General features: G+C 57.1%; 17 protein-coding genes and 1 pseudogene. 8 read left to right on the top strand and 10 right to left on the bottom strand.

The genetic code is table 11. From position 1 onward, the window contains the following. Positions 1 to 220: 220 nt before the first annotated feature. The 3 genes from ACW9JC_RS03760 (at position 221) to ACW9JC_RS03750 (ending at position 9296) form a co-directional block, all read left to right on the top strand. A complete protein-coding gene (locus ACW9JC_RS03760) occupies positions 221 to 5317 on the top strand; it encodes a trifunctional serine/threonine-protein kinase/ATP-binding protein/sensor histidine kinase (RefSeq protein ID WP_457453656.1) in 5097 nt (1698 codons plus the stop codon). Between the two features lie 236 nt (positions 5318 to 5553). Further along, positions 5554 to 6198: a response regulator transcription factor gene (locus tag ACW9JC_RS03755; protein ID WP_338581785.1), complete on the top strand. Its 645-nt coding sequence runs from the start codon at positions 5554 to 5556 to the stop codon at positions 6196 to 6198. Positions 6199 to 6398: 200 nt separating this feature from the next. Continuing rightward, a complete protein-coding gene (locus ACW9JC_RS03750; protein WP_457453654.1) occupies positions 6399 to 9296 on the top strand; it encodes a sensor domain-containing phosphodiesterase in 2898 nt (965 codons plus the stop codon). A gap of 10 nt (positions 9297 to 9306) precedes the next feature. On the opposite strand, the gene ACW9JC_RS03745 is transcribed toward ACW9JC_RS03750, so the two are convergent. Next, positions 9307 to 10338: a hypothetical protein gene (locus ACW9JC_RS03745; RefSeq protein ID WP_457453653.1), complete on the bottom strand. Its 1032-nt coding sequence runs from the start codon at positions 10336 to 10338 to the stop codon at positions 9307 to 9309. 164 nt (positions 10339 to 10502) lie between these two features. After that, positions 10503 to 11005, bottom strand: a pseudogene (locus ACW9JC_RS03740) (hypothetical protein); the annotation flags it as partial. Between the two features lie 86 nt (positions 11006 to 11091). On the opposite strand from ACW9JC_RS03740, the gene ACW9JC_RS03735 reads away from it, so the two are divergent. Next, positions 11092 to 11532, top strand: a complete 441-nt coding sequence (locus ACW9JC_RS03735; protein ID WP_457453651.1) for a hypothetical protein — start codon at positions 11092 to 11094, stop codon at positions 11530 to 11532. Between the two features lie 96 nt (positions 11533 to 11628). Here the strand turns inward: ACW9JC_RS03735 and ACW9JC_RS03730 are convergent, their stop codons facing one another. Then, positions 11629 to 12069 (bottom strand): hypothetical protein, encoded by a 441-nt coding sequence (locus tag ACW9JC_RS03730; RefSeq protein ID WP_457453649.1) that lies wholly within the window; start codon positions 12067 to 12069, stop codon positions 11629 to 11631. 277 nt (positions 12070 to 12346) lie between these two features. Here ACW9JC_RS03730 and ACW9JC_RS03725 point away from each other — a divergent pair, with 277 nt between their 5' ends. After that, positions 12347 to 12841, top strand: coding sequence for a cupin domain-containing protein (locus ACW9JC_RS03725; RefSeq protein WP_457453648.1), 495 nt, complete (start codon positions 12347 to 12349; stop codon positions 12839 to 12841). Between the two features lie 36 nt (positions 12842 to 12877). Then, complete coding sequence (locus ACW9JC_RS03720) at positions 12878 to 13336, top strand: metallophosphoesterase family protein (RefSeq protein WP_457453647.1); 459 nt, start codon at positions 12878 to 12880, stop codon at positions 13334 to 13336. Between the two features lie 197 nt (positions 13337 to 13533). On the opposite strand, the gene ACW9JC_RS03715 is transcribed toward ACW9JC_RS03720, so the two are convergent. From ACW9JC_RS03715 to ACW9JC_RS03690, 6 genes are all read right to left on the bottom strand, one after another. After that, positions 13534 to 13872, bottom strand: a complete 339-nt coding sequence (locus ACW9JC_RS03715) for an antibiotic biosynthesis monooxygenase family protein (protein ID WP_457453646.1) — start codon at positions 13870 to 13872, stop codon at positions 13534 to 13536. A 41-nt stretch (positions 13873 to 13913) separates the two neighbouring features. Further along, positions 13914 to 14888, bottom strand: coding sequence for a zinc-dependent alcohol dehydrogenase family protein (locus ACW9JC_RS03710; protein WP_457453644.1), 975 nt, complete (start codon positions 14886 to 14888; stop codon positions 13914 to 13916). A 62-nt stretch (positions 14889 to 14950) separates the two neighbouring features. Further along, a complete protein-coding gene (locus ACW9JC_RS03705; protein WP_150701392.1) occupies positions 14951 to 15253 on the bottom strand; it encodes an ArsR/SmtB family transcription factor in 303 nt (100 codons plus the stop codon). A gap of 276 nt (positions 15254 to 15529) precedes the next feature. Continuing rightward, complete coding sequence (locus tag ACW9JC_RS03700; RefSeq protein WP_457453642.1) at positions 15530 to 16075, bottom strand: NMCC_0638 family (lipo)protein; 546 nt, start codon at positions 16073 to 16075, stop codon at positions 15530 to 15532. A 232-nt stretch (positions 16076 to 16307) separates the two neighbouring features. After that, a complete protein-coding gene (locus ACW9JC_RS03695) occupies positions 16308 to 16757 on the bottom strand; it encodes a hypothetical protein (RefSeq protein WP_457453641.1) in 450 nt (149 codons plus the stop codon). 294 nt (positions 16758 to 17051) lie between these two features. After that, complete coding sequence (locus tag ACW9JC_RS03690; protein WP_457453640.1) at positions 17052 to 17324, bottom strand: hypothetical protein; 273 nt, start codon at positions 17322 to 17324, stop codon at positions 17052 to 17054. A 296-nt stretch (positions 17325 to 17620) separates the two neighbouring features. On the opposite strand from ACW9JC_RS03690, the gene ACW9JC_RS03685 reads away from it, so the two are divergent. Together ACW9JC_RS03685 and ACW9JC_RS03680 are read left to right on the top strand one after the other, a co-directional pair. Beyond that, entirely contained in the window at positions 17621 to 18982 is a 1362-nt protein-coding gene (locus ACW9JC_RS03685) for an MATE family efflux transporter (RefSeq protein WP_457453638.1), read from the top strand. A gap of 211 nt (positions 18983 to 19193) precedes the next feature. Continuing rightward, entirely contained in the window at positions 19194 to 19862 is a 669-nt protein-coding gene (locus tag ACW9JC_RS03680; protein ID WP_457453637.1) for a phosphoribosyltransferase, read from the top strand. A 219-nt stretch (positions 19863 to 20081) separates the two neighbouring features. Here ACW9JC_RS03680 and ACW9JC_RS03675 read toward each other — a convergent pair whose 3' ends face one another. After that, positions 20082 to 22724 (bottom strand): patatin-like phospholipase family protein, encoded by a 2643-nt coding sequence (locus ACW9JC_RS03675; RefSeq protein WP_457453635.1) that lies wholly within the window; start codon positions 22722 to 22724, stop codon positions 20082 to 20084. Positions 22725 to 22732: the final 8 nt, after the last annotated feature.

Genomic DNA, 22732 nt, shown 5'->3' with positions numbered 1-22732 from the left:
AGTATATCTATGTATAGGTCGCTAAGATCTAAGTGTTGATGTAGCGCAGGCCGTTCGATGACATCGTGGGCGGTGTTCAATCGTACACGTGGCAACGAGGTTTACTTGGCGCGTGGCGATAAGAAGCTAATCTGAAACGTCGCGACCGTTTCGGATGCCCGCCCCGACGGCAAACGGCAGACAAGACACGACTTTTGTTCCCTCTCCGATGGATAACAGCATGCAGATTTTATGGGACGATGGTGAGCGTATCTTCTGCCGGGAACTACGCTCGGGCGCGGGCGGTGACTGCAGTGTGCTGGTGGCGCGACCTGCTGCCGCACAGCCGCTTCCGGCCTGCCTGGGCCGCCTCACCCACGAATTTGCACTGAAGGACGAACTGGACCGTAGCTGGGCGGTTCGGCCGCTTGAGATGGTGCGTGAAGGTGGGCAGATGCAGTTGGTGCTCGAAGATCCCGGTGGCGATCCGCTCGTGCAGTGGCTGGTGGCGCCCATGGAAATCAGCGCTTTTCTGCATCACGCCATCAGCGTCGCGGTGGTTCTGGGCAAGCTCCACCAACGTGGACTTGTCCATAAAGACATCAAGCCCAGTCATATCCTGGTGAACTGCGCTGACGGACAGGCCCGGCTCACCGGATTCGGCCTGGCCTCACGGCTGCCGCGCGAACGGCAGGCGCCGGAGACCATCGCCGGCACGCTCGCCTACATGGCACCTGAGCAGACCGGCCGGATGAACCGCTCGATCGATTCGCGCAGCGACCTCTATTCCTTCGGCGTCACCCTGTATCAGATGCTGACCGGCTCACTGCCCTTTACCGCAACCGACCCCATAGAGTGGGTGCATTGCCATATCGCGAAAAAGCCGCAACCACCGAATTCGCGGGTTGAAACCGTTCCCGAAGCGCTCTCCGACATTGTCATGAAGCTATTGGCCAAAACCGCCGAGGAGCGCTATCAGACGGCTGCGGGCGTAGAGCATGACCTGCGTCGATGCCTGGCGGATTGGCAGAACCTGGGCCGGATCAACGAATTTACGCTGAGTGAGCACGGCACGTCCGATCGGCTGCTGGTGCCCGAGAAACTCTACGGGCGCGAGCGCGAGGTCGAAACGCTGGTTGCCGCCTTCGGGCGAATCGTAGAAAACGGTGCGCCGGAGCTGGTGTTGGTCACCGGTTATTCCGGTATAGGCAAGTCGTCGGTGGTCAATGAACTGCACAAAGTGCTGGTGCCGCCGCGCGGAATCTTCGCCTCCGGCAAGTTCGATCAATACCGGCGTGACATTCCTTATTCGACGCTGGTACAGGCCTTTCAAAGCCTGGTGCGCACGCTGCTAGGCAAGAACGACACGGAGCTGGCGCACTGGCGTGACGCGTTGCAACAGGCGCTGGATGCCAATGCGCGGCTGATGACTGACCTCATTCCGGAACTCAAACTCATCATCGGCGAGCCTCCACCGGTTCCGGCCCTAGACCCGCAGCAGGCACAACGGCGTTTCCTTCTGGTGTTCCGGCGCTTTATCGGTGTGTTTGCCCGGGCCGAGCATCCGCTGGCCTTGTTTCTCGACGATCTGCAGTGGCTCGACGCGGCAACGCTCGACCTGCTGGAGGATCTGCTGACCAGCCCGGACATGCGCCACCTGATGCTGGTGGGCGCCTATCGCAGCAACGAAGTGGATGTCACCCACCCGCTGTCGAGCAAGCTCAAGGCCATTCGCACTGCGGGCGGCAGGGTCGAAGAGATCACGCTGGCACCGCTGGCCAAGGCGCACATCGAGCAGTTGATCGCCGAGGCGCTGCATGACGAGATTGCGCATATCGAACCGCTGGCGCAGTTGGTGCTGGACAAGACTGCGGGCAATCCATTTTTTGTGATCCAGTTCCTGCATGCGCTCGCCGAGGAGCAACTGCTGACGTTCGATCATGACGCACGTCAGTGGTGCTGGGACCCGGATCGCATCCATGCCAAGGGCTACACCGACAACATCGTCGACCTGATGGTCGACAAACTGACTCGCTTGTCGGCCGAGACACAGCAGGCATTGCAGCAACTTGCCTGCCTGGGAAACGTCGCGACTATTGCTGCACTTTCGACCGCCATGGGCATGCCCAAGGCGCAAGTCCGCACGGTGTTGTGGGAAGCGATTCGCCAGGAACTGGTCGAGCGGCTGGAGGGCGCGTATGGCTTTGTCCATGACCGCATCCATGAGGCCGCGTATTCACTGATCCCCAGGGATTCCCGCGCCCAGGCTCATCTGCGCACCGGCCGGCTGCTCGCCGCGCAGACGCCTGCGGCAGACCTGGAAGCGGCAATCTTTGAAATCGTCGGTCAGCTCAATCGCGGTGCCGCACTGCTCACCGAGCAGAACGAGCGGGTGCAACTGGCCGGTTTCAACTTGATGGCCGGCCAGCGCGCCAAGGCGTCAACGGCTTACGCCTCCGCGCTCAACTACCTCAGCACCGGTGCACAGCTATTGGATGAAGATGGCTGGACGCATCGCCATGAGCTGATGTTCGCGCTGGAGTTGAACCGGGCCGAATGCGAATTCCTGACCGGGCAGCTATCGGTCGCGGATGAGCGCCTGACGGCACTGTCGAAACGCGCCGCAACCACGATCGAACGCGCCGACGTCGCCTGCCTGCAAATGGACGTTTATCTGCTGCTTGATCGCAGCGATGGCGCGGTCGCCGTTTGCCTCGACTATCTGCGGCATGTGGGCATCGAGTGGTCAGCCCATCCGAATGACGATGAAGTGCGCCGCGAATATGAACAGATCGGCTCGCTGCTGGGGGATCGGGCCATCGAAGATCTCATCGATTTACCGCTGATGAAGGATGCGACATCACTGGTCACAGTCAACGCGCTGGGCAAGCTTTTCGCGCCAGCCTTGCAGACTGATTTCAATCTGTCGTGCCTGTCGATCTGCAAGGCGATCAGTCTCAGCCTCGAGTGGGGTAACTGCGATGCCTCCTGCGTGCTTTACGCCAATCTATTCAGGGTCGCGGGCCGGCGTTTTGGTGACTACCAGGTGGGGTTCCGCTTCGGTCAGCTCGGCTGCGAGCTCATTGAACGACGTGGGCTTACGCGATTCGAGGCCAGCACCTACCTGTGCTTCTCGTGTTTTGCCGTGCGCTGGATGAGGCCCGTGGCCGAATGTCGCGAACTGCTGCGCCGTTCGTTTGCGGCGGCGAACCGCATCGGCGACCTGCCATACGGCGCTTATGCGGGCAACAATCTCACGGCTGACCTGCTGTTCGCCGGCGAGGTGTTACCCGACGTGCAAATCGAAGCCGAACGCGGCCTCGATTACGCGAAGACGGTGCGCTTCGGGCTGGTCATCGATTTCATCAACACCCAACTTGCACTGATCCGCATGCTCCGGGGCCTGACGGCCACTTTTGGCCGTCTCGACGACGGTGAGTTGAACGAGCCCGACACCGAAGCCCATTTGTCCAGCAACCCGGATCTGGTGCTGGCCGAGTGTCTTTACTGGGTTCGCAAGTTACAGGCCCGCTACATGGCCGACGATCCTGGGGCGGCCATGGCCGCTGCCGCGAAGGCGCAACAGTTACTTTGGGTGTGCCAGTCGTTTTTCGAGGAAGCCGAGTTTTACTTCTATGACGCATTAGCCCGGGCCGCCTGGTGTGACAGCATCCCGGCGGACGAATACGGTCCGCACCTGGGCGCCATGATGGACAGTCACCGGCAATTACAGACCTGGGCGCAACAGTGCCCAGATAATTTTGCCAGCAGGGCGGCATTGGTCGGTGCCGAAATCGCTCGGGTTGAAGGGCGTGTCGTTGAGGCCGAGCTGCTTTACGAGCAAGCCATCGACATGGCGCAGAACAGCGGTTTTATCCAGATCGAGGCGCTTGCCAACGAGCTCGCATCTCGCTTCTACGCCGCGCGTGGCCTGGGCAAGATTGCCCGGGTGTATTTGCAGGATGCCCGTTACGGCTACCTGCGTTGGGGCGCTGATGGCAAGGTTCGGCAGCTCGACGCGAAGTATCCATCGCTGCGTACCGAAGAACACCCGCTAGGCTCGACCACCACCATGGCCACGGCGGTCGAACACCTCGACCTGGCCACCGTACTCAAGGTCTCCCAGGCGTTGTCGGGCGAAATCGTTCTGGAAAAGCTGATCGATACGATCATGTTCACGGCCATCGAGCAGGCCGGCGCCGAACGGGGCTTGTTGATTCTCTCGACCTGCGCGGAACACCGGATTGCCGCGCAAGTGACTACCGGCGACAACGCGACGCAATTGCGCGATATCCCGGTCAGTTCGCAGGTGCTACCGGAGTCGGTTCTCTATCAAGTCCTGCGCACCCGCGAGAGCGTTGTGCTCGACGATGCCGTGACCGAGGTGGCATTTTCTACAGACCCTTACATCCGTCAGCATCGCGCCCGTTCGATCCTCTGCCTGCCGTTGATGAACCAGGCCAAGCTGACAGGCGCGCTCTATCTGGAAAACAATCTGGCCGCCGGGGTGTTCAGCCCGGACCGGATCGCGGTGCTCAAACTGGTGGCGTCACAGGCTGCCATTTCGCTGGAAAATACCCGTTTGTATCGCGAGGTTGCCGAACGCGAGCGGCGCTATCGCGAGGTGCAGACGGAGCTGTCCCACGCCAACCGTGTCGCGACCATGGGCCAGCTCGTGGCGTCGATCGCTCACGAGGTCAACCAGCCGATTGCCGCCGCCATCCTCAATGCCAATGCCGCCCAGCGCTGGCTGAACACCGAGCCACCCGAGCTCGATGAGGTGCGTCATGTGCTCAGTCGACTCATCCTCGATGCCAACCGCGCAGCAGACGTGCTGGGGCGGATTCGTCAGCACATCCGCAAGGCGCCGCGACAGAAGGGGCCGGTGGACATCAACGCCGCGATCGGCGAAATGATCGAGTTCAGCCGTAGCCAGATCATGAAGAATGGCGTCGCATTGCAAACTCAACTCATGGACGGTTTGCCCCTCATCGAAGGCGATCGTGTAGAGCTGCAACAGGTGTTGCTCAACCTGATCATGAATGCGCTTGAGGCCATGAGCGGGACTGCCCAGGGCGAGCGGCAGTTGCAGATCAGCGTGGCGCCGGGAGAAGCGGGCTACCTGCGGGTGAGCGTCAGCGATTCCGGGCCGGGATTTCTCGTGGAAAACACCGATCAGGTGTTCACCTCGTTCTACACCACCAAACCCACGGGGCTGGGGTTGGGGTTGTCGATTTGTCGTTCGATCATCGAGGCCCATGGCGGTCGTTTGTGGGCAAGCGCCAACCAGCCTTGCGGTGCCACGGTTCAGTTCACGCTTCCCGTGATGCAGGGATGAACATAGTCGGTCAGTGCCAGACGCAATACTTAGGTTTAAGAGGGGCCGATCGAGGTGACGGATCTGGAAGGTTTCGCCAATGGCAAGCCGGTTGATTTCGGCGTTGCAACTCTGCTTCGCAGCCTGGCGTCAGCGAGGGCCGCGATGCCGCTACGGCGGCTCCCTGGGTGCATTCCAGGCAAATTTAGATGCTGTGCTACACTTTTTTTTCCGTCAATTTTTCAAGAGTGCCGTGCATGAACGCACCGTCTTGTGAGCCGCAAAACAATGGTTCGATCGTGTACGTGGTGGATGACGATGCTTCCATACGCGACGCACTGAGCAACCTTTTGCGCTCTGCCGGCATCCGCGTCGAAACCTTCGCCTCCACGGCGGAATTTCTCCGCCAGCCGAAGACCGAGGGCGCCAGTTGCCTGGTCCTGGATGTACGTCTTCAAGGCAATAGCGGCCTGGATTTCCAGCGGCAACTGGTTGAGTCCAACACGACCATTCCGATTATTTTCATCACCGGCCATGGCGACATCGAGATGTCCGTCAAGGCGATGAAAGCGGGTGCCGTGGACTTCCTGGCGAAGCCGTTTCGTGAGCAGGACCTGCTGGACGCGGTATCCACCGCGCTGCAAACCGATATCAAGCGTCGGGAAGTCGAACGGCAATCTTCGAACCTGCATGCCGACTATCAATCGCTGACGGCGCGTGAGCGAGAGGTCATGGCGCTTGCCGTCAAAGGCCTGATGAACAAACAGATCGCCGGGCAAATGAACCTCAGCGAAATCACCATCAAGATTCACCGCTCCCATGCCATGAAAAAAATGCACGCCAGGTCCTTTGCGGATCTGGTACGGATGGCGGAAGCGTTGGGAGTTGGGCATAGTCACTAAGCTGCGTCAGGCTGGTTGGCGCCGATGACGATTGCCGCGCACGGGACGACAAATCGCCAATAACTTGCTGCTCGTCTCATAGTTGGCACGCAAGCGAACAAAATTATTGAAATAAATAACAACAAGCTTTAAATGAGAAGCTCACTGGCACATTGCTAGCAGTCAGTGAGTGTCGCCAGTTTCTGGCTCAGGGAGCGCTGATGAGTTTTCGTACAAGGAACGACTCCCCACGGCAATCGACCGATTGCGCAGTAGCGTCACTTCAACATAAAGATTACCCGGCTACTGTCGGCATGGATTGCGTTGGCAGCGCGGGCACGATCGAACAATTGCTGGACTCAGCGCGCATCTGGCGTCATACCACCGCGTGGGTGTTTTACCGCGCAGGTGAACAAATGCATTGCGTCGGGCAAGGCGACCCACGGACGCAGTGGCCTTTAAACATCGAGAATGAAGCATTTGACGCCTTTTGCCGGGCCCGACGCTTGCACCGCTGGCCGACCGGCAGGGGCGAAAGTGTGCTGGGCTGGCTACTCGCGCCAGAAGACGAGGCCGCGGAACCGGCGCTCGCCGAATTTGCCCTGCACCTGGGTGTTCAGCTACAGACCAATACGCTTGCCCGTGCGCAGATTACTCAACGTGTGCTGTATGAAATCACCTACCTGGCCAGTTCAACCCGCGACCGCGCCGTGTTTCTGGTGGGGGTTCACCGGTTGCTGGCCAGCCTGATCGATGCCGAGAACTTCTATCTTGCGCTGTACGACCCGCACACCGGCAAGATCGACTACCCGTATTACGTAGACATCATCGACGTTGATGCGCTGGAGTCCGAGAACTACGAATACCTTGTCCCTTCGCGCCTGTCATTGACCGGCCAGGTGTTGACCACCGGCCAGCCGCTGCTGATCGACGCCGCCGGTATTCTCGCGGCTCAAGCGGAGGGGCGTTTCTATTGCGTGGGTGATCGTCCCGAATTCTGGATGGGCGCGCCGTTGAAAAACGCCTCGGATGAAGTGTTCGGTATGCTGGCGATGCAGGTCTATGACGTTGCGCGTATTTACAGCGCTGAAGACCGCGCGTTGTTTCTGGTAGTGGCGCGCCACGTGGCCATGGCCCTGGGCCGGATTCTGCACCGGGAGGAACTGGAGCAAACGGTGATGCGCCGCACCCTGGAGCTTTCGGCACTCAACGACGCGTTACGGCAGGAAGTGGCGGACCGCGAGCGCGCCGAGCATCTGCAAAGCGCGCTGTTCCAGATTGCCGAACTGTCGAGCCAGTCTGGCGATATGGCTGAGCTATTCCAAACCTTGCATGGCATCGTCGGTGATCTGCTGTTCGCGCAGAACTTCTACATTGCGCTGTTCGACGACGCGACCAGTGAAGTGACTTTTCCCTATTACGTGGACGAGCGGCAGACCATCTGCCCGCCAGCGCGGCGTGGGCGTCGGGGCCTGACCGAGTACGTGATCCGCCAGCGCCGACCTTGCCTGATTGACGTCGGCGAGGCTGAACGATTGGCTGCAAGCGGTGAAATCGAACTCGCTCAGGAGTCGGTCCGGTCCTTCTCCTGGCTGGGCATTCCCTTGTTCGATGGCGACATGGTGCGAGGCGTGCTGGCGGTGCAAAGCTATACCTCAAACGTGTGGTACACGCTGCGGGACCAGGAACTGTTGACGTTCGTGTCGCGGCACATCGACACCGCGTTGTCGCGCCGTACCGCCGCCGAAGCGATCCATACCGCCAACCTCAAGCTCGAAGCCCGGGTGCAAAGCCGCACCCGTGAACTCGATCACGCCAATGCCAAGTTGCAGCATGAAAACACCCATGATGCGCTGACCGGGCTGCCGAATCGAACCTACCTGCAACAGCGCCTGAATCTGGCCTGGTCACGCTTTGGCAGCCATGGCGGGCACTTGGCGGTGATGTTCATCGATCTCGACCGTTTCAAGATGGTCAACGACAGCCTCGGCCACCATTTCGGCGACCTGCTGTTGATGCAGGCCGCCCACCGCTTACGCGGTTGCTTGCGCGAAACCGACATGCTGGCGCGCCTGGGCGGCGACGAATTTTCAGTGCTCGCTCCCGAGGCGTCGCTGGACGTGGTCATCGAAATCGCCGAACGAATCCTGGCGGCGTTCGACCTGCCGTTTTTCATCAATGGCTATGAGGTTTTTTCGTCCTGCAGCATCGGTATTGTCAGCGCCGACAGTCAGTTCCATCACGAGCCGGCCGACTTGCTGCGCGATGCCGATGCGGCGATGTACCGGGTCAAGAGTGCCGGGCGCGACAGCTATGCGGTGTTCAACCAGGAAGTGCGCCGCGAAGTCTCGGACCAGGTCGAGCGAGAAGGGGCCTTGCGCAACGCGCTCAAGCGTACCGACGAACTGCTGCCGTATTTCCAGCCGATTGTCAGTGTGGAAACCGGCGAGCTGTTAGCCCTCGAAGCGCTGATCCGCTGGCATTCCCCGGACGGCCGGGTGATCGCGCCGGGCGAGTTCCTTCCGGATGTCGAGGGTTTGCGCCTGATCGGCCGACTGGACTTGTACATGCTGGCCAGCATCGCCGCGATCCTCGCGAAACCTGAACACGCCAACTGGCCTGCGGTGCACGTCAATTGCTCCAGCTACAGCATGACGCGGCCGGACTTCGCCAGTGATGTGTTGGCGTTGTTGGCGCAACACGGCGTCGAGCCGTCGCGGATTTGCCTGGAGTTGACCGAAGGTGCGCTGGTGGCCGAACCGGCGATTGCCAAGCAGACCATGCAGCAATTGGCCGACAACGGCATGTCGGTGGTGCTCGATGACTTCGGCGCAGGATTTTCATCCCTGAGCTACGTGCATCAATACCAATTCAGCGGCTTGAAAATCGACAAGTCGTTCATCCTCGAACTGACCACCAGCGCCCGCAGTCGCGCAATCGTCCGGGCCATCGTGCGCATGGCCGAATCGCTTGACCTGAGCGTGGTGGCCGAAGGTGTCGAGGATCACGCGACGCTGGACCTGCTGCGCGAGATGGGCGCAGGGCAGGCCCAGGGTTATTACTTTGCCAAGCCGATGGGGTTGGAGGCGTTGTTGGCGAGTTCGGTGATGGGTGGCTGATGACTGCTGGTCAGTTCCGGAATCCGGTTTTTATACAGATTGCACTGATAAAGGACTGTGTTAGTCGATTGATCACGGAGGTGTTGTGGGGAGATGTTCCGCCTGCTTTTTCAAGCAACTCGGCATAAACACTCGGATAGGGATCGGGAATTAGCTTTGTTAGCACCTTGCGGATATTTTCCCTCTCGACTTCTCCAGAATTCAAGCAGTCTCGTAGTTCGGAAAGATCATTGTGGAACTCGCCTGCTGTTTCCTCATTGATGATAAGCCCATTAGAAGCAAGCAGGGTTTCAATAAGAATCACATCCCCTTTGTAAGCGGCAAGCCACAAGGCTGTACGGTTCAGGTGATCCTGTCTATTAATATTTAGAGGGTTTTTAATCAATTCATTTATTTTCGTTGTATCCGAGAGTTCGATGGCCTCAAACCAGATTCTTTGATCTACGGTTAACTCAGGTAAGCTTAATATATGGCCGTTAGCTTCTTGCCATTGTTCTATCTCAAGTTTCGAGTAATATTCGGTAAAAACATCGATATCCGGCTTGGGTTTGTCGAGTGATACGTTGGCTTCTGACGTTTTTTTGTTTTTTTGATCTTCATTAAAAACACGGTTTCGGTCTTGATACAGTTTCAATGCCTGCAGTGTTGTCAAATGACGACCAGTGACTCCCACCTCGATGTTAAAGTTTTTTGCTTGAAAGATCTCCCAAGCTATTTCGAAATTTGGTTCCCCTTCGAGGTTTCCAAACAGAACATGCACTATGGCCGTAAGGTTGTTGGGGCCTGTAAGATTGACATCTACGCCACTCTCAATCAGCGATTTGATCATTTCAATATTATTTGTATTCGCTGCTTTGAACCAATCTATGTGGCTCTTATTGGGCGTGCTTCTTGTGGGTGTTTCCAGCGATATTAAAGGGATAATTTCCTCTGGTGTGTTGTTGGTACAGCTAACCTGACGGTGTAACCTGTTGGATGATGAAGGTGTATGTGTTTCCGGTTGTTGCAGGTTCAATGGTTGGCGTGCAGTAGTAATGTGCATAGAACTCCCTTCGTGTTGCAATAAACTAAATTATTGCGAAGGGTATATCGTTCCACGGTAATTCTGACAGCCTATATACATTCACATACAAACTAACGCCTGCCATATCCTCTCTACTGATGAAACGTTCGTCCCAACGCATCCAGCCGCGTCGCTATCGTCCCCTACGTGCGGAAAAACCGCTTGGGATGGCAGGGCGCAAGGGCAGGGGATAACGTGTTGTCGATTATTTCCTCGCTGGCGAGACGGCCCACTACCGCCGCCAGCAGCGTACCTTCCGGGCCTTGCCTTACCTCCATTTCGGGGCTGGAAATGATGGTGTTCACGAGATTGGGTTGTGTCTTGTAGCGGATGAAAATCGCTGGGGAGGCCTCGATGGGAAGGGGCATTTTCAGCGTCTCGGTCAGCTGTGTGTTGCCTGCATTGCATCGAGGGCGCCTTCTTCGGCGACATACACGGCAGGCCGAGGGGGATTCTTGAGGTTCGGCTCAAGATCCAGAATCCGTGATCGGGATATCAGGTTGGCCGATGATGGGACATCCGGGGGCCCTTCATCCAGGTTTGCGCTGTAGGACAGAGAACCTGTCCAGCGTATCGCCAAGTCGGGCAATTCGGTTTCGAGTCGGCGGTATTCCTGAATGGCTGCACCACGCAATTGCGCAATGGGGAGAGCGTAGTGAAACGTGATGAATTACAGCGCTGTACTATCCTCACCGTGAACGAAGCTGAACTTACAGAATTGAGGGTAAAACAATGGACGTTGATCCCTTAAGAAAACAACTCGAAACCGAGTACCTGCACCTTCAGAAAGTGGTTGAAGACTTTGACAGCAGAACGCTGCTGATCAAAGGCTGGAGTGTGACGTTCAGCCTTGCCCAAATTGTTGCCGGCTTCACGAGCGCGTCACCAAGCCTCTTCCTGATCGCTGCGCTGACCGCGACTCTTTTCTGGGCATTGGAGACGTCCTGGAAGGGTTTTCAATATGCTTACCATGGACGCATACGGGACATTGAAGCGTATTTTTCAGCTGAAAGCCCGCCGCCAATTCCCGCATTCCAGATATCGACCCGGTGGTTCGAGACGTTTCATGCCGAGGTGGCGGGTAGGTATTTCGAGTTTGCGAGGTGGCCACATGTGTGCCTTCCGCATGCTGTCGTGGTGGTTTTGGGACTGGGGATGTACGTGGTGTACTAACCAGTAGCCTGGAGTCAAAAGCACATTTGTTACGCCCACAAAAAACCCGGCTGATCAGGCCGGGTTTTTTGTGGGTATTGCGTTGTCGCGATGTGTTCAGGCGACGGTGTTGCCTTGCAGACGATCGGAGCCGTCGGCAGCGACGGTGTTGCCTTGCAGACGGTCGGAGCCATCGGCGGCAACGGTGTTGCCTTGCAGACGGTCGGAGCCATCGGCAGCGACGGTGTTGCCTTGCAGGCGATCCGAGCCATCGGCGGCGACGGTGTTGCCTTGCAGGCGGTCGGAGCCATCAGCGGCGACTTCGTTGCCTTTCAAACGATCCGAACCATCGGCAGCGACGCGGTTTTCGATCAGGCGATCAGAACCGCCTTCAGCCACACGATTCTGGATCAGACGATCCGAACCACCTCCAACCACACGGCTTTCAATCAGTCGATCCGAGCCGCCTTCAGCGACGACAGGTTGAGCAGAAGTTGCGGCGAAAGCGTTAACTGCGAAGATCGAGAAAGCGATGCTGAGGATGGTTTGGCGTTTCATGATCGTGTGCTCCGGGGTGTTGTTGGTTGGTATGGAGCAGATGTTACGCCGTGGAATTTTTAAGAGAATTTCATTGAAGTGATTGTGAACATCGACGGCATTGATAGGGCGGGCGGAACACCGTTGGTAGGCGTGATGATGCAGAGTGGAGATTGCGCCAGTACATTGATTACATTGCGGATCAACTGTAATGCGCCACAGTGTCATTATCAGCAGCGCCGATCACAAATAGAGTCAGCCTGACGATTTTGTCTACTGCATCGCTAAGGTGTCTCTCATGATTCAGAGCATTTTCAAAACGGCTGGTTTGGCGGCACTTCTTGTCGCAAGTGCAGCCGTGCCGTTTGCCCAGGCACAACCCTTGCCCCTCGATAAAGTCGGCGCTTTACATAACGAAGACGTGGAATGGCGCAGCTTTCCCGCTTTCCCGAAAGAAGTGAAACTCGCCGTAATCGCCGGTGATCCGAGTAAGCCTGCACCCTACGTTGTGCGAGTCAAAGTGCCCAACGGCACTAAATTAATGCCCCATACCCATCCAGAAAATCGTATCTATACCGTCATGTCCGGCGTTTTCTACATTGGGTTTGGTAAGGTCTTTGACCCGGACAAACTGGTTGCTTATGGTCCGGGTAGCGTCGTGATACTGCCGGCCAATACGCCGCACTTTCACTGGGCGAAATCCGGGGAGTACATCTCACAGGTTTACGGCACGGGGCCGCTGGGGCTTGAATACATTGATAGCCATGATGATCCTCGGAATGCGTCGAAGTGAGAGGCGCTCAATATTGAATCTGGCCTGGAGCCTTGCATGAAAGTTGGCGTGATCTCCGATACCCACGGCCTGCTGCGCCCCGAAGCCCTCGCGGCGTTGCAGGGTTGTGAACGGATTATTCATGCGGGCGACATTGGTAAGCAGGAAATCCTTGAACAACTGGCGGCGATTGCGCCGCTGTATGTCGTGCGCGGGAACAATGACCAGACGGCCCCGTGGGCAGAACTCGTGGCCGATCACCTGAGTTTCGACATCGAGGGTTGGCAGACCTTACTGGTGCATGACATTGCCGATGTACCCGCGCTGCTTGATGCGGGCACGAGGCTGGTGATTACCGGACACTCCCATAAGCCACGCATTGAGTGGCGCGGGGAACGGCTATTCCTCAACCCGGGCAGCGCAGGGCCGCGGCGGTTCAAGTTGCCGGTGACGTTGGCGTTGCTGGAAGTGGAGAAGGGGGCGATTGAGCCGAGGTTGGTTTCGTTGGTGGAGTGAGGGTTATCTGATGGAGACCGCCTCCGACCGCGCTGCCGACACGCACTCGGTGTAGCAGCTGGCGAAGCCTGAGTTCGGCTGCGCAGCAGTCGTAAAACCTGCAAGTGAAGTCATCCCAAAGGATCGCACTGCCTGATTTTGCGTCTGCTTCGCAGCCGAGCGCAGGCTGCGCCAGCTGTTACGGGCTGGGTTGCGGATTAAGTCAGGTAAATCTCTCCCCCTTCGGTTACTTGTTCGCCAGCAGTAAAAGCTGCCCCTTCAATGTGGTAGACGCTCGGTTCTTCCGAAAAATACTCCTCCAGGCCCATCATGAACATCCGATGGTCTTCACTCTCTTCGAAGCCTGGCGTGTGATCCTCGAGTGAAGCCCAGCGCACTATCAGGTTGAATCGCTCAGGGGTTTCTATCCCTTGTGCAAGCAAGTGGCCGCCGTAACCCTTTGCGCGGGTGAGCAAAGGCGCGACCTCGGCAAATGCACGTCTGAACATTTCAATGCGTTCTTTGTGGACGGGGAGCAGGGCGATTTCATAAATCATGGCGTTCCTCGGATATGACTTAAGCGGTTAAAAGAACGCACTTACGGGATGAGCGATGGCTCGACCGCAATCACGATTTTTCCTTTAAGGCCGTTGTTGGGACTCTCCAACCGGGCATGGGCGAGAGCAAGGTCAGCAAGCGAATAGACGGCGCCGACGTGTGGCCGAAGCTGACCGCGCGCTATCAACGTGCTCAACTCATCCAGCTTGCCGCGGTTCTGTCGTGTGAACACGAAGTGATAACTGGCGTTCTTGCCCCAGGCCTGAACGAGGTTTTGTGGCTGGGCAATGTCCACAATCGACACCACGCGACCCAGTTGGGCGAGCACGTCGGGGCTACGCGTCAGTGTGTTGCCGCCGATGGTGTCGAACACGACATCGACTCCGCGGCCCCCCGTTTCGCGGAGGATGGCGTCGACGTAATCCTCCTTTTCGTAGTCGATGACCACGTCGGCCCCCATGGTTCGTGCGAACTCAAAGTTGGCTTCGCGCACGGTCGTGAAGACTCGCGCTCCAATGGCTTTTGCCACCTGAATGGCTACATGACCGACGCCCCCCGCGCCGCCGTGGATCAGAATGCTTTCCCCCACTCTGAGCGCTGCACGCCCGATCAGTGCTTCCCATACCGTGCCGCCGACCAGGGTCAGACTGGCCGCCTCAAGATGACTCAGTGATGGCGGCTTCTTCCCGATAATGCTTTCGGCCGCAACGCGGTACTCGGCATAACTTCCTGGCCCGTCAAATATTTGCGGGGTGTACCAGACTTCGTCTCCCGGAGCGAAGGCCGTCACACCCGGCCCAACTTCTTCGACAACGCCCGATACGTCGTGCCCGGTAATGGCCGGCAGTGGCACCAGGTCGGCATAGTCGCCACGTCGAACCTGATAATCCAAGGGGTTGATGGAGGTGGCGTGTACCCGCACCAGGACTTGTCCCGCACGCGGCACAGGCTTGGGCACGTCGCACAGTTCGAACGATTCCGGGCCGCCAAATGATTTAAGCATCATCGCTTTCATTGAAAATCCTCGTATCGACAAAAAGGGATATCGAGATATCTCGATATCATGGTGTAAAAAAATTACAGATCTGTCCCTATGATCTCGGCCAGCGCACTGATGGCTGCTTCATTGCGCTTGTAGTAGGTCCATTGTCCAATGCGTCGGACTTCGACCAGGCCCACTCGTTGCAGCGTCGCGAGATAACCAGACACCGTTGACTGCGACAGCCCGATACCTTCCTGAATACTGCTGACGCAGACCCCCACCGTGAGAACGTCACCCTCATCCTGCGGAGGGAAGTTCTTAACGGGGTCCTTCAAGCCTTTCAAGATTTGAAGGCGTGTAGGGTTCGAGAGGGCTTTGAATACTTCGAGTAGGTCCATGAGTGCAGGATATCGAGATTTATCGATATGTCAATACGGGAGGCGACAGAGGGCGAGATTTGGTGCTGCCACGCACTCTGTGTAGCAGCTTGCGTAGCCTGCGTTCGGCTGCGCAGCAGTTGTCAAACCTGCAAAGGTGATCATCCTGAAGGACCGCGCTACCTGATTTTGCGTCTGCTTCGCAGCCGAACGCAGGCTTCGCTAGCTGCTTCGTGATGTTTTGCGGTTTAAGTGAAATCAATATGTTTCCTTTGTCGCCGGAATCTTCGGTTCGATTCACTCCCTAACCACAGACGCCGAACCCCACACCTGAACCTGCGCGCTTTCAGACGGCGCCGTCGAAAAAATAAACATCATCTTGCGCGTTGCATTCGGTACCGACCATTCGTAGGCGATGGTTTGAGTGGGTCCATTGAGGGGCGATTGTTTTTGTTCTTCTCTCACCAATTTGGCGGTGAGCGGGGCGGGTGGGGTTGTGATCATGGCGAGGAACAACTTTTTTGCAGTCTCGGTGTTTGCTCTGCGGCCATAGACCGAGCAGAAGTTTTTGTCGCTGGAGAGGGCAAGTACGAAGGTTCCGCGTTTATCTGGAACGGACCAGGCATCGCCTGGCTTGCCTGCGAGGAAATGCGCTGCCTTTTCAGGAGGAAGTGCGGGTACGCGTTTTAGCGCTGTTCGCAGGGTGTCGAGTTGGAAAAGGTGTTTCATGCAAGTCGAGAGGTAAGTATCGTTGAACGCGTTGGCTTGCTCGTCGGCTTCGCTGGCAAGGCATATGTTTGAAGCAAGGGTGAGGATGATCAGGGCGGGGAAAAACTTGGGCACGCGGACGCTCCTTGTCGTTGGATAGAGCTAAGCATAGATAGTTTGGGGATTCCATTCGCCGTTTAACTGTGTGGCTGGTGGTTGATGCTCCATTGATTGAAGGGAAACGGAGGGCGAGATGGAGTGTCGTGATTCAAAGAGGGTGAATCTATTTTCTGATAAATAAATCCGTCCCCATTTTTACTTATGAGTTCCCTACAAGTGTGAGTACCAGTAAACATCAAAAGGAGGGTTAACTTTCATGCTCGTAGAACCTTTGTTTCTCAGTTTTTGGTTCCGTTGGGCACGGGTAGGTAGCGAGCATGAACGTAAACACACTAAGCGTGCTCGGTTGAGTCTTTAGCTCACGGGTCATATTGCCCTTCGACCAGTCGAGAAACTTTTCTACCAAAGCTTTGTGCGTAATCAAATGTGGTATGCAAAAAGGTCCGCTTTTGTGGGTCGTTAGCGTGTTATAGGCATCGGCATAGGTCCAAGATTCACGCCATGTTTTGAATTGAACTACGCACATGAGCGTAAGTGCTATGTCGTCTTCTGTAGCTTTTTGTTGAGGGATGCGAATAACTTTACAGGTATCGATAAGTCCTTGCCCTGTTGACCAATCGAAACCCACCGCTGAAACCGGTAACGCAGTCCCCGCCAGTGCGAGAACACTCAATAGCCTAAAGGTCTTCCGATTCATAGTCCGTAATCCCTCAAATGACGGTTTCTACACGTCGTTCCTCTTGAACAAGCTCCATATAGCCCCCAATCAAGGGGGGAGCGGAGTCTATTAAGTGTTGCTAAAGGCCGAAATTGAAGCTGCGTTGACTATCTGCTATTTGCCGCATTCAGATTTCAAAAGGTGCATCTGGCCGATTGCCGCTCTCTACGGAGGATAGCCTTGGGTCGAAGGCCCGCTAAATTGTTTTCCTACAACAAACGTGACGGCTACTTTCGCCAGACAAAAACGGGCGCCTTCAGCGCCCGTTTCCACTCACTCCGCCACCTGCGCCCGCAACCGCCGTCCAATCACATCCATCAAATCACACCCATCCCGCAACGGAATGGCCAGCAGCTTGGAAAAGTCCGACAACACCACCGTGTCGCAGCCAATCTCTGCGCGAAAGGCAATATTCTCCAACACCTGCGTAACCGTTCGAATACGGTAATCCGCCATGGCTTGCAGCACATCGAGCGGTGCTTCGGTATCAATGAGTAGGGAGGCGGGAATCAGGTCGATCCCGGTGAGAGGCATGTATCGATTCATTCTGAATGATCTCTGTTTGATTGGCTCAGGGCCGTCAATTGGTCATTCTCTGTGATCAGGTCGCCAAACCCGGTCGCTATTCTCTGCGACGAGGCTGACTATAAGCCGCAGGGCAAGAACGCGGTAGGTGACGCATTCCGAGCTTCATGTAGGACCAATCACACTGAATCTCAGACCTTTCACCTCACTTCCCTACAAAACTAAACACAACCCCGAAATGTTCATTGCCCCTCGCTCCTAACTCACCGAAGCTATCCTCTATTAGCCCTCACGCCGTCGAGATGGACCTCCACCCAATGCAAACCCCAGCGCAACCCCAACGCCCACTCTGGAAAATCTACCTGCTTTTCCTGGCGCCCATGGTCTTGTCGAATTTCCTGCAATCCATGTCCGGCACCGTCAACAGTATCTACATCGGCCAGATGCTTGGCACTCAAGCCTTGGCTGCCGTGTCCGGCATGTTTCCCATCGTGTTTTTCTTCATCGCCCTGGTCATCGGTTTGGGTGCTGGCGCAGGGGTGTTGATCGGGCAGGCGTGGGGCGCTCGGGAGACGCATTTGGTGAAGGCGATTGCCGGGGCGACGTTGTTTTTGGGGCTGTTGATCGGGTTGGTGGCGGCGGTGGTGGGGAGTGTGTTTGCGCGGTCTTCGCTGGTGGGGTTGGGGACGCCGGTTGATGTGCTGGACGATGCGGTCGCGTATGCCCATGTGATGTTGTGGTTCATGCCGTCGCTGTTGGTGTTTGTGTTGTTCACGCAGTTGCTGCGGGGGGTGAGCGACACGCTGTCGCCGTTGTTGGCGCTGGTGGTGTCGACGGTTATCGGCCTCGCGCTGACGCCGGCGTTGATTCGCGGGTGGTTGGGATTGCCGCCGATGGGGATTCAGAGTGCGGCGTTCGCCGGGTTGGCGGGCAACCTGGTGGCGATGGGGTGGCTGGCGTGGCGTTTGATTCGTCGCGGGCATCCGTTGGCGCCGGACCGCGAGTTTTTTGCGGCGATGAAGCTGGATTGGGCGATCCTCGGCAAGGTGTTGCGCATCGGTCTGCCCACCGGGTTGCAGATGGTGGTGTTGTCGCTGTCGGAGCTGGTGATTCTGGCGCTGGTGAACCAGCACGGGTCCCAGGCGACGGCGGCGTATGGCGCGGTGACGCAGATCGTCAATTACGTACAGTTCCCGGCGCTGTCGATTGCGATCACGGCGTCGATCCTCGGCGCGCAGGCGATCGGGGCAGGGCGCATTGAGCGCATCGGGCCGATTCTGAAGACCGGGCTGATGATCAACGTATGCCTGACCGGTGGGTTGATTGTGCTCGGCTACTTGTTGTCGAGCTGGTTGCTGGCGTCGTTCCTCACTGAAGAGGCGACGTTGAATATGGCTGAGCACCTGTTGCACATCATGCTCTGGAGCCTGTTGGTGTTCGGCTTCCAGGCGATCATCGGCGGCATCATGCGCGCCAGCGGCACGGTGATGGTGCCGGTGGCGATTTCGATTGTGTGCGTGGTGTGTGTGCAGTTGCCGGTGGCTTATCTGCTGGATGCGCGGTTCGGGTTGCAAGGGGTATGGATGGCGTTTCCGGTGGCGTATCTGGGGATGCTGGCGTTGCAGACGCTGTATTACAAATTGGTTTGGCAGCATCAGAAGATTGAGCGGTTGGTTTAGGTAGTGATGTTTGTTTGCTCGCGAAGGTGGTGTCAGTTGAGGTAGATGTTGATTGGGCTGACGTCTTCGCGGGCAAGCCCGCTCCCACAGGGATCTGTGTGGAACGGGGCTGTGGTGTCGCTTGCCCGACTTGATGTTGGGGGCTGTCGAACCGACAATTCATGAGGGGGAGAGTTAACCATCAGGCGCAATCGCCTGGGGAGGTTTTCACATGGGCCCCTCATCGCAAACCATCCTGCAAAACCGCGCCGCCGCCGGGCGGCGGCTGGTGGAGCCGCTTCTTCAATACGCCCATCGATCTGACGTTATCGTGCTGGCCTTGCCCCGTGGCGGGGTGCCGGTGGCTTATGAAGTGGCCACGGCTCTCGGCGTGCGCCTCGATCTGATGCTAGTGCGCAAGCTCGGCGTGCCGTCACATCAGGAGTTCGCCATGGGCGCGATTGCCAGTGGCGGCATCCAGATTCTCAATGAGCAGGCGCTGTGGGCGCACCCCATTGATAAAGCCGCGTTCGATGCGGTGGTCGCCCGGGAAAGCAAGGAATTGTTGCGCCGTGAGCAGGCGTATCGCGGCAACCGTCCGCCGCTGCAACTCAAGGATCAGGTAGTGATCCTGGTCGACGACGGCCTGGCGACTGGCGCTTCAATGATGGCCGCGATCCATGCCGCGCGAGTGCATGCGCCGTCGCGCATCGTCGTCGCCGTACCGGTGGCGCCGATTGAAACCGCCGAGGCGTTGCGCAGCGAAGTGGATGAGCTGGTCTGCCCGCTGATGCCTGACTGGATGATGTCGATCGGTTACTGGTACATGGATTTTTCACAGACGTCGGATAGCGAAGTCATGGATCTGTTGCAACGGGCGTGGCAGAACGAGGCGAGTTGACTGTCGTTACACGGTCCACAGTGTGTTGCCGGTTGCCGGTTGCCGGTTGCCGGTTGCCGGTTCAGAGCCGTGGCGTTCTTTGTTTGGCGTCGCCAAGTTGCAAATTTCCAGACGTGTCTGGTCCTGCGCATCATTGGCAGCCGCCGCGCTGAGTCCTTTCAGTAAATGTCCAGTTGTCAGTGTCAGGTCAGTGGATTGAATCGGGTACTCGTGCTTCGATCACCGGTATTTCAAATGCTTCCAAAGGGCGGTGGCGATACGGTCGTTGTTGCTGCCATCGCCGAATATTTTCTGGCCGATGCTCAGTCCGAGCTGGCGATAGCTTTCAAACTGGGCCTCGTCGAAGAACTGGTCGGCGGTTGTCTGGTTGGGAAAGTCCGGATTGACTCGGGCGTAATTGAAAACATCGGCCGCCAGCGATGAAATAAGACGAGGCTTGATCACCAGAATACGGCTTATCAGCTCAGCCTCGTCGTTGGGCCGCTTCGGATCGGGGCGGCGGACAACGTCGAAAAGCAGGGCACATTTGTCACTCGCTCCGTCGGGTGGATTCTTGAACTCGCTGATGCTGCCAAACACTTTGGCGAGGATGCTGTTGGTTGATACCCCGGTGTCCTCCCTGATTTCAAGGGAGTGATCGATGCGCGCCAGACGTATGAGATTGGTCAGGTCATCGAATTGATAAGTGGGATCGCAACCACAGTCACACAGGACAATCAGTTCGATGTTCCGATCCTTGCGCAGGAGTTCATAGACCGCGGTGTTATCGAAATGACCGCCGTCAGACAGATACTGAAAATCGCGGCGATGGCCATGGTAATGACCGGTGAACTCATAAAAGAAATAGGTTTGAGTCGGCAGCCAGCGGGCGAGGAAGGGGTCAATGCGTACGTACGGCATTTCCTCATCGTCCGTGAAATTGCCGGGCCACCAAGTGCCGAGACGCACATTGGAGATGCCCAACACGAGGGACAAACCGAGGCTGGTCGCGCGCCCCAATCCCGTGGTGAAGGCCGCACCGGAAGTGCCTATCCACTGTCCCAGCGTCAATGATCGCGTGATCTCCGAGTTCCACAGATTTTCGGTATCACGATGCTGACGCTTGCCGTTGTAGATAAAACTCATCGACTGGCTTTCTGATTTCGGCGTGCCGGGAAACCAATAGGGTGCCACGCATAAAGGCTTGCCCTTGCGGTCGCGTTGCACAAGCTGTTCGGCAGGGTCGACCGTAAGGTTCATGGTGACATTGATCAGGTGCAAGGGGCCGGCGGTGCGGGTGGCGTAGTAGGCCTGCAGCGAGAGGTCATCCCCGGATAAGGTTTCGGCGACGCTCATGCGTTTTTTCCGCTGATCCTCATTGCTGTAGAAACGTTGACCGTTGGAGGCACCCAAATAGGCACGGGTCAGCCGTGACGAATAGAAACCCTGGAACGAAGAGCCATTGAGAAAGCCCATGAACCGGCTGGAAACCAGTGTCAATATCAACGCGAGAATGAAGAGCGCGGACAGGCGCAATGCCATGCTGGCAAACGATTGAGCTCCGATTTGCTGTCCATCCCATGCAATCCATTGCACAAAGAGCGCCCAGACCAGGCAGAGCACCAGAACCATCACGACACCACCGAACATGGCCAGCGTGTCCAGAGGTAATTTCAGTAGCCAATCGGGCAGTATTTTTTCATCTTTGGTCCAGGCCACTCGCCGTACCAGCCAGATCAGCACGGGCAAAACTCCCGCGGATGTGATCTTCCAGGTCCCGCTTACGCTGTACACCTCCTCAGTCAATGCGATTACCAACACCACGGCCCCGAGCGCGGTCGTGATGATAATGGCTTCACTCAGATATCGAGTGATGTAGATGCGGTAGTTACGAACACTGTTGGTGTTGAGTCCATCATCATCCCTGTTGGTGGTGCTGAAGGTGGCGAGCTTTCGCAGTAGTCGGAAGAAAATCAATAGAGATATACCTGCCACGATCGCCGCGGCTGCACAAAACAGCGCAATACCGGGTGAGTGACCCAGATACGCGAAGAAGCCAGCGACAGCGACAAGACTGCCGATCGCGGCGGTTGCAACAGAGCAGGGGTTGCGCAGCGCGGGCACGTCATCCAGCGCGTTGGCTGGAATCGCGAGCCAGTACGCCTGTATCAGAGGCAACAGAAGAAAAAGCGCGGCGAAGAGTGGCAGGCTGAAAAACCAGGTGTCGCAGAGTTGTCTGACCAACGTGGACAGTGACAGGATCACCACTAGCGGCATACCGATAACGAAGTGCAATGACAGCCAGTTTCGCCACGTCATGGCCAAGGCATAGAACATGTCTCCGGAGCCGGTGGGCGTGAGATAGCGCCCGTTTTCCCGCAACCAGGCACTGGGGCCGTTGCCCACGTGTTCCGTTATGTATTCGGTGTGTGTACTGATGCTTCCCGGAGGCTCAAAACGCAATACCTCGTAGGCGTCATCTGCTGCCATGCGTACTTTTGCTTGAGCAATGGCATCGGGAGTCAAGGGCTCGGTAGGTGATGGCGGACACTGTTCGCGCAGTCGATCAGGTTGGAACAGGCAGGAAAAGAATGCCCCTATATAGCCCCCGCCACTGACAGTGGAGAGATAGTCAAAATAAGGTAGCAAGTGAGTGCGAAGATCATTCGGATCTGCTTGTTTCGCTGCGCCAGGGTGCCTGGCCCGTGCCAGGGCCTGGAGCACACCCAGACAAAACGTCGCGCTGCGGATACCACCTCCCGATAGCGCGAGGCCCCAGGTCTGTAGCGATGACGTGCCCGCACGATCCTTCTCCAGGTCAAGGCTCGCTCGCCTGAAGCGAATGCGGTCGCGTTCGGCGTCGTTTTGGGTATCGTTTGCCATCTCACTAC

It is taken from the genome of Pseudomonas sp. SDO5591_S426, from assembly GCF_054070755.1.
The sequence above is the reverse complement of the archived record's forward strand: the minus strand, read 5'-3'. Positions and strand labels throughout refer to the sequence as shown.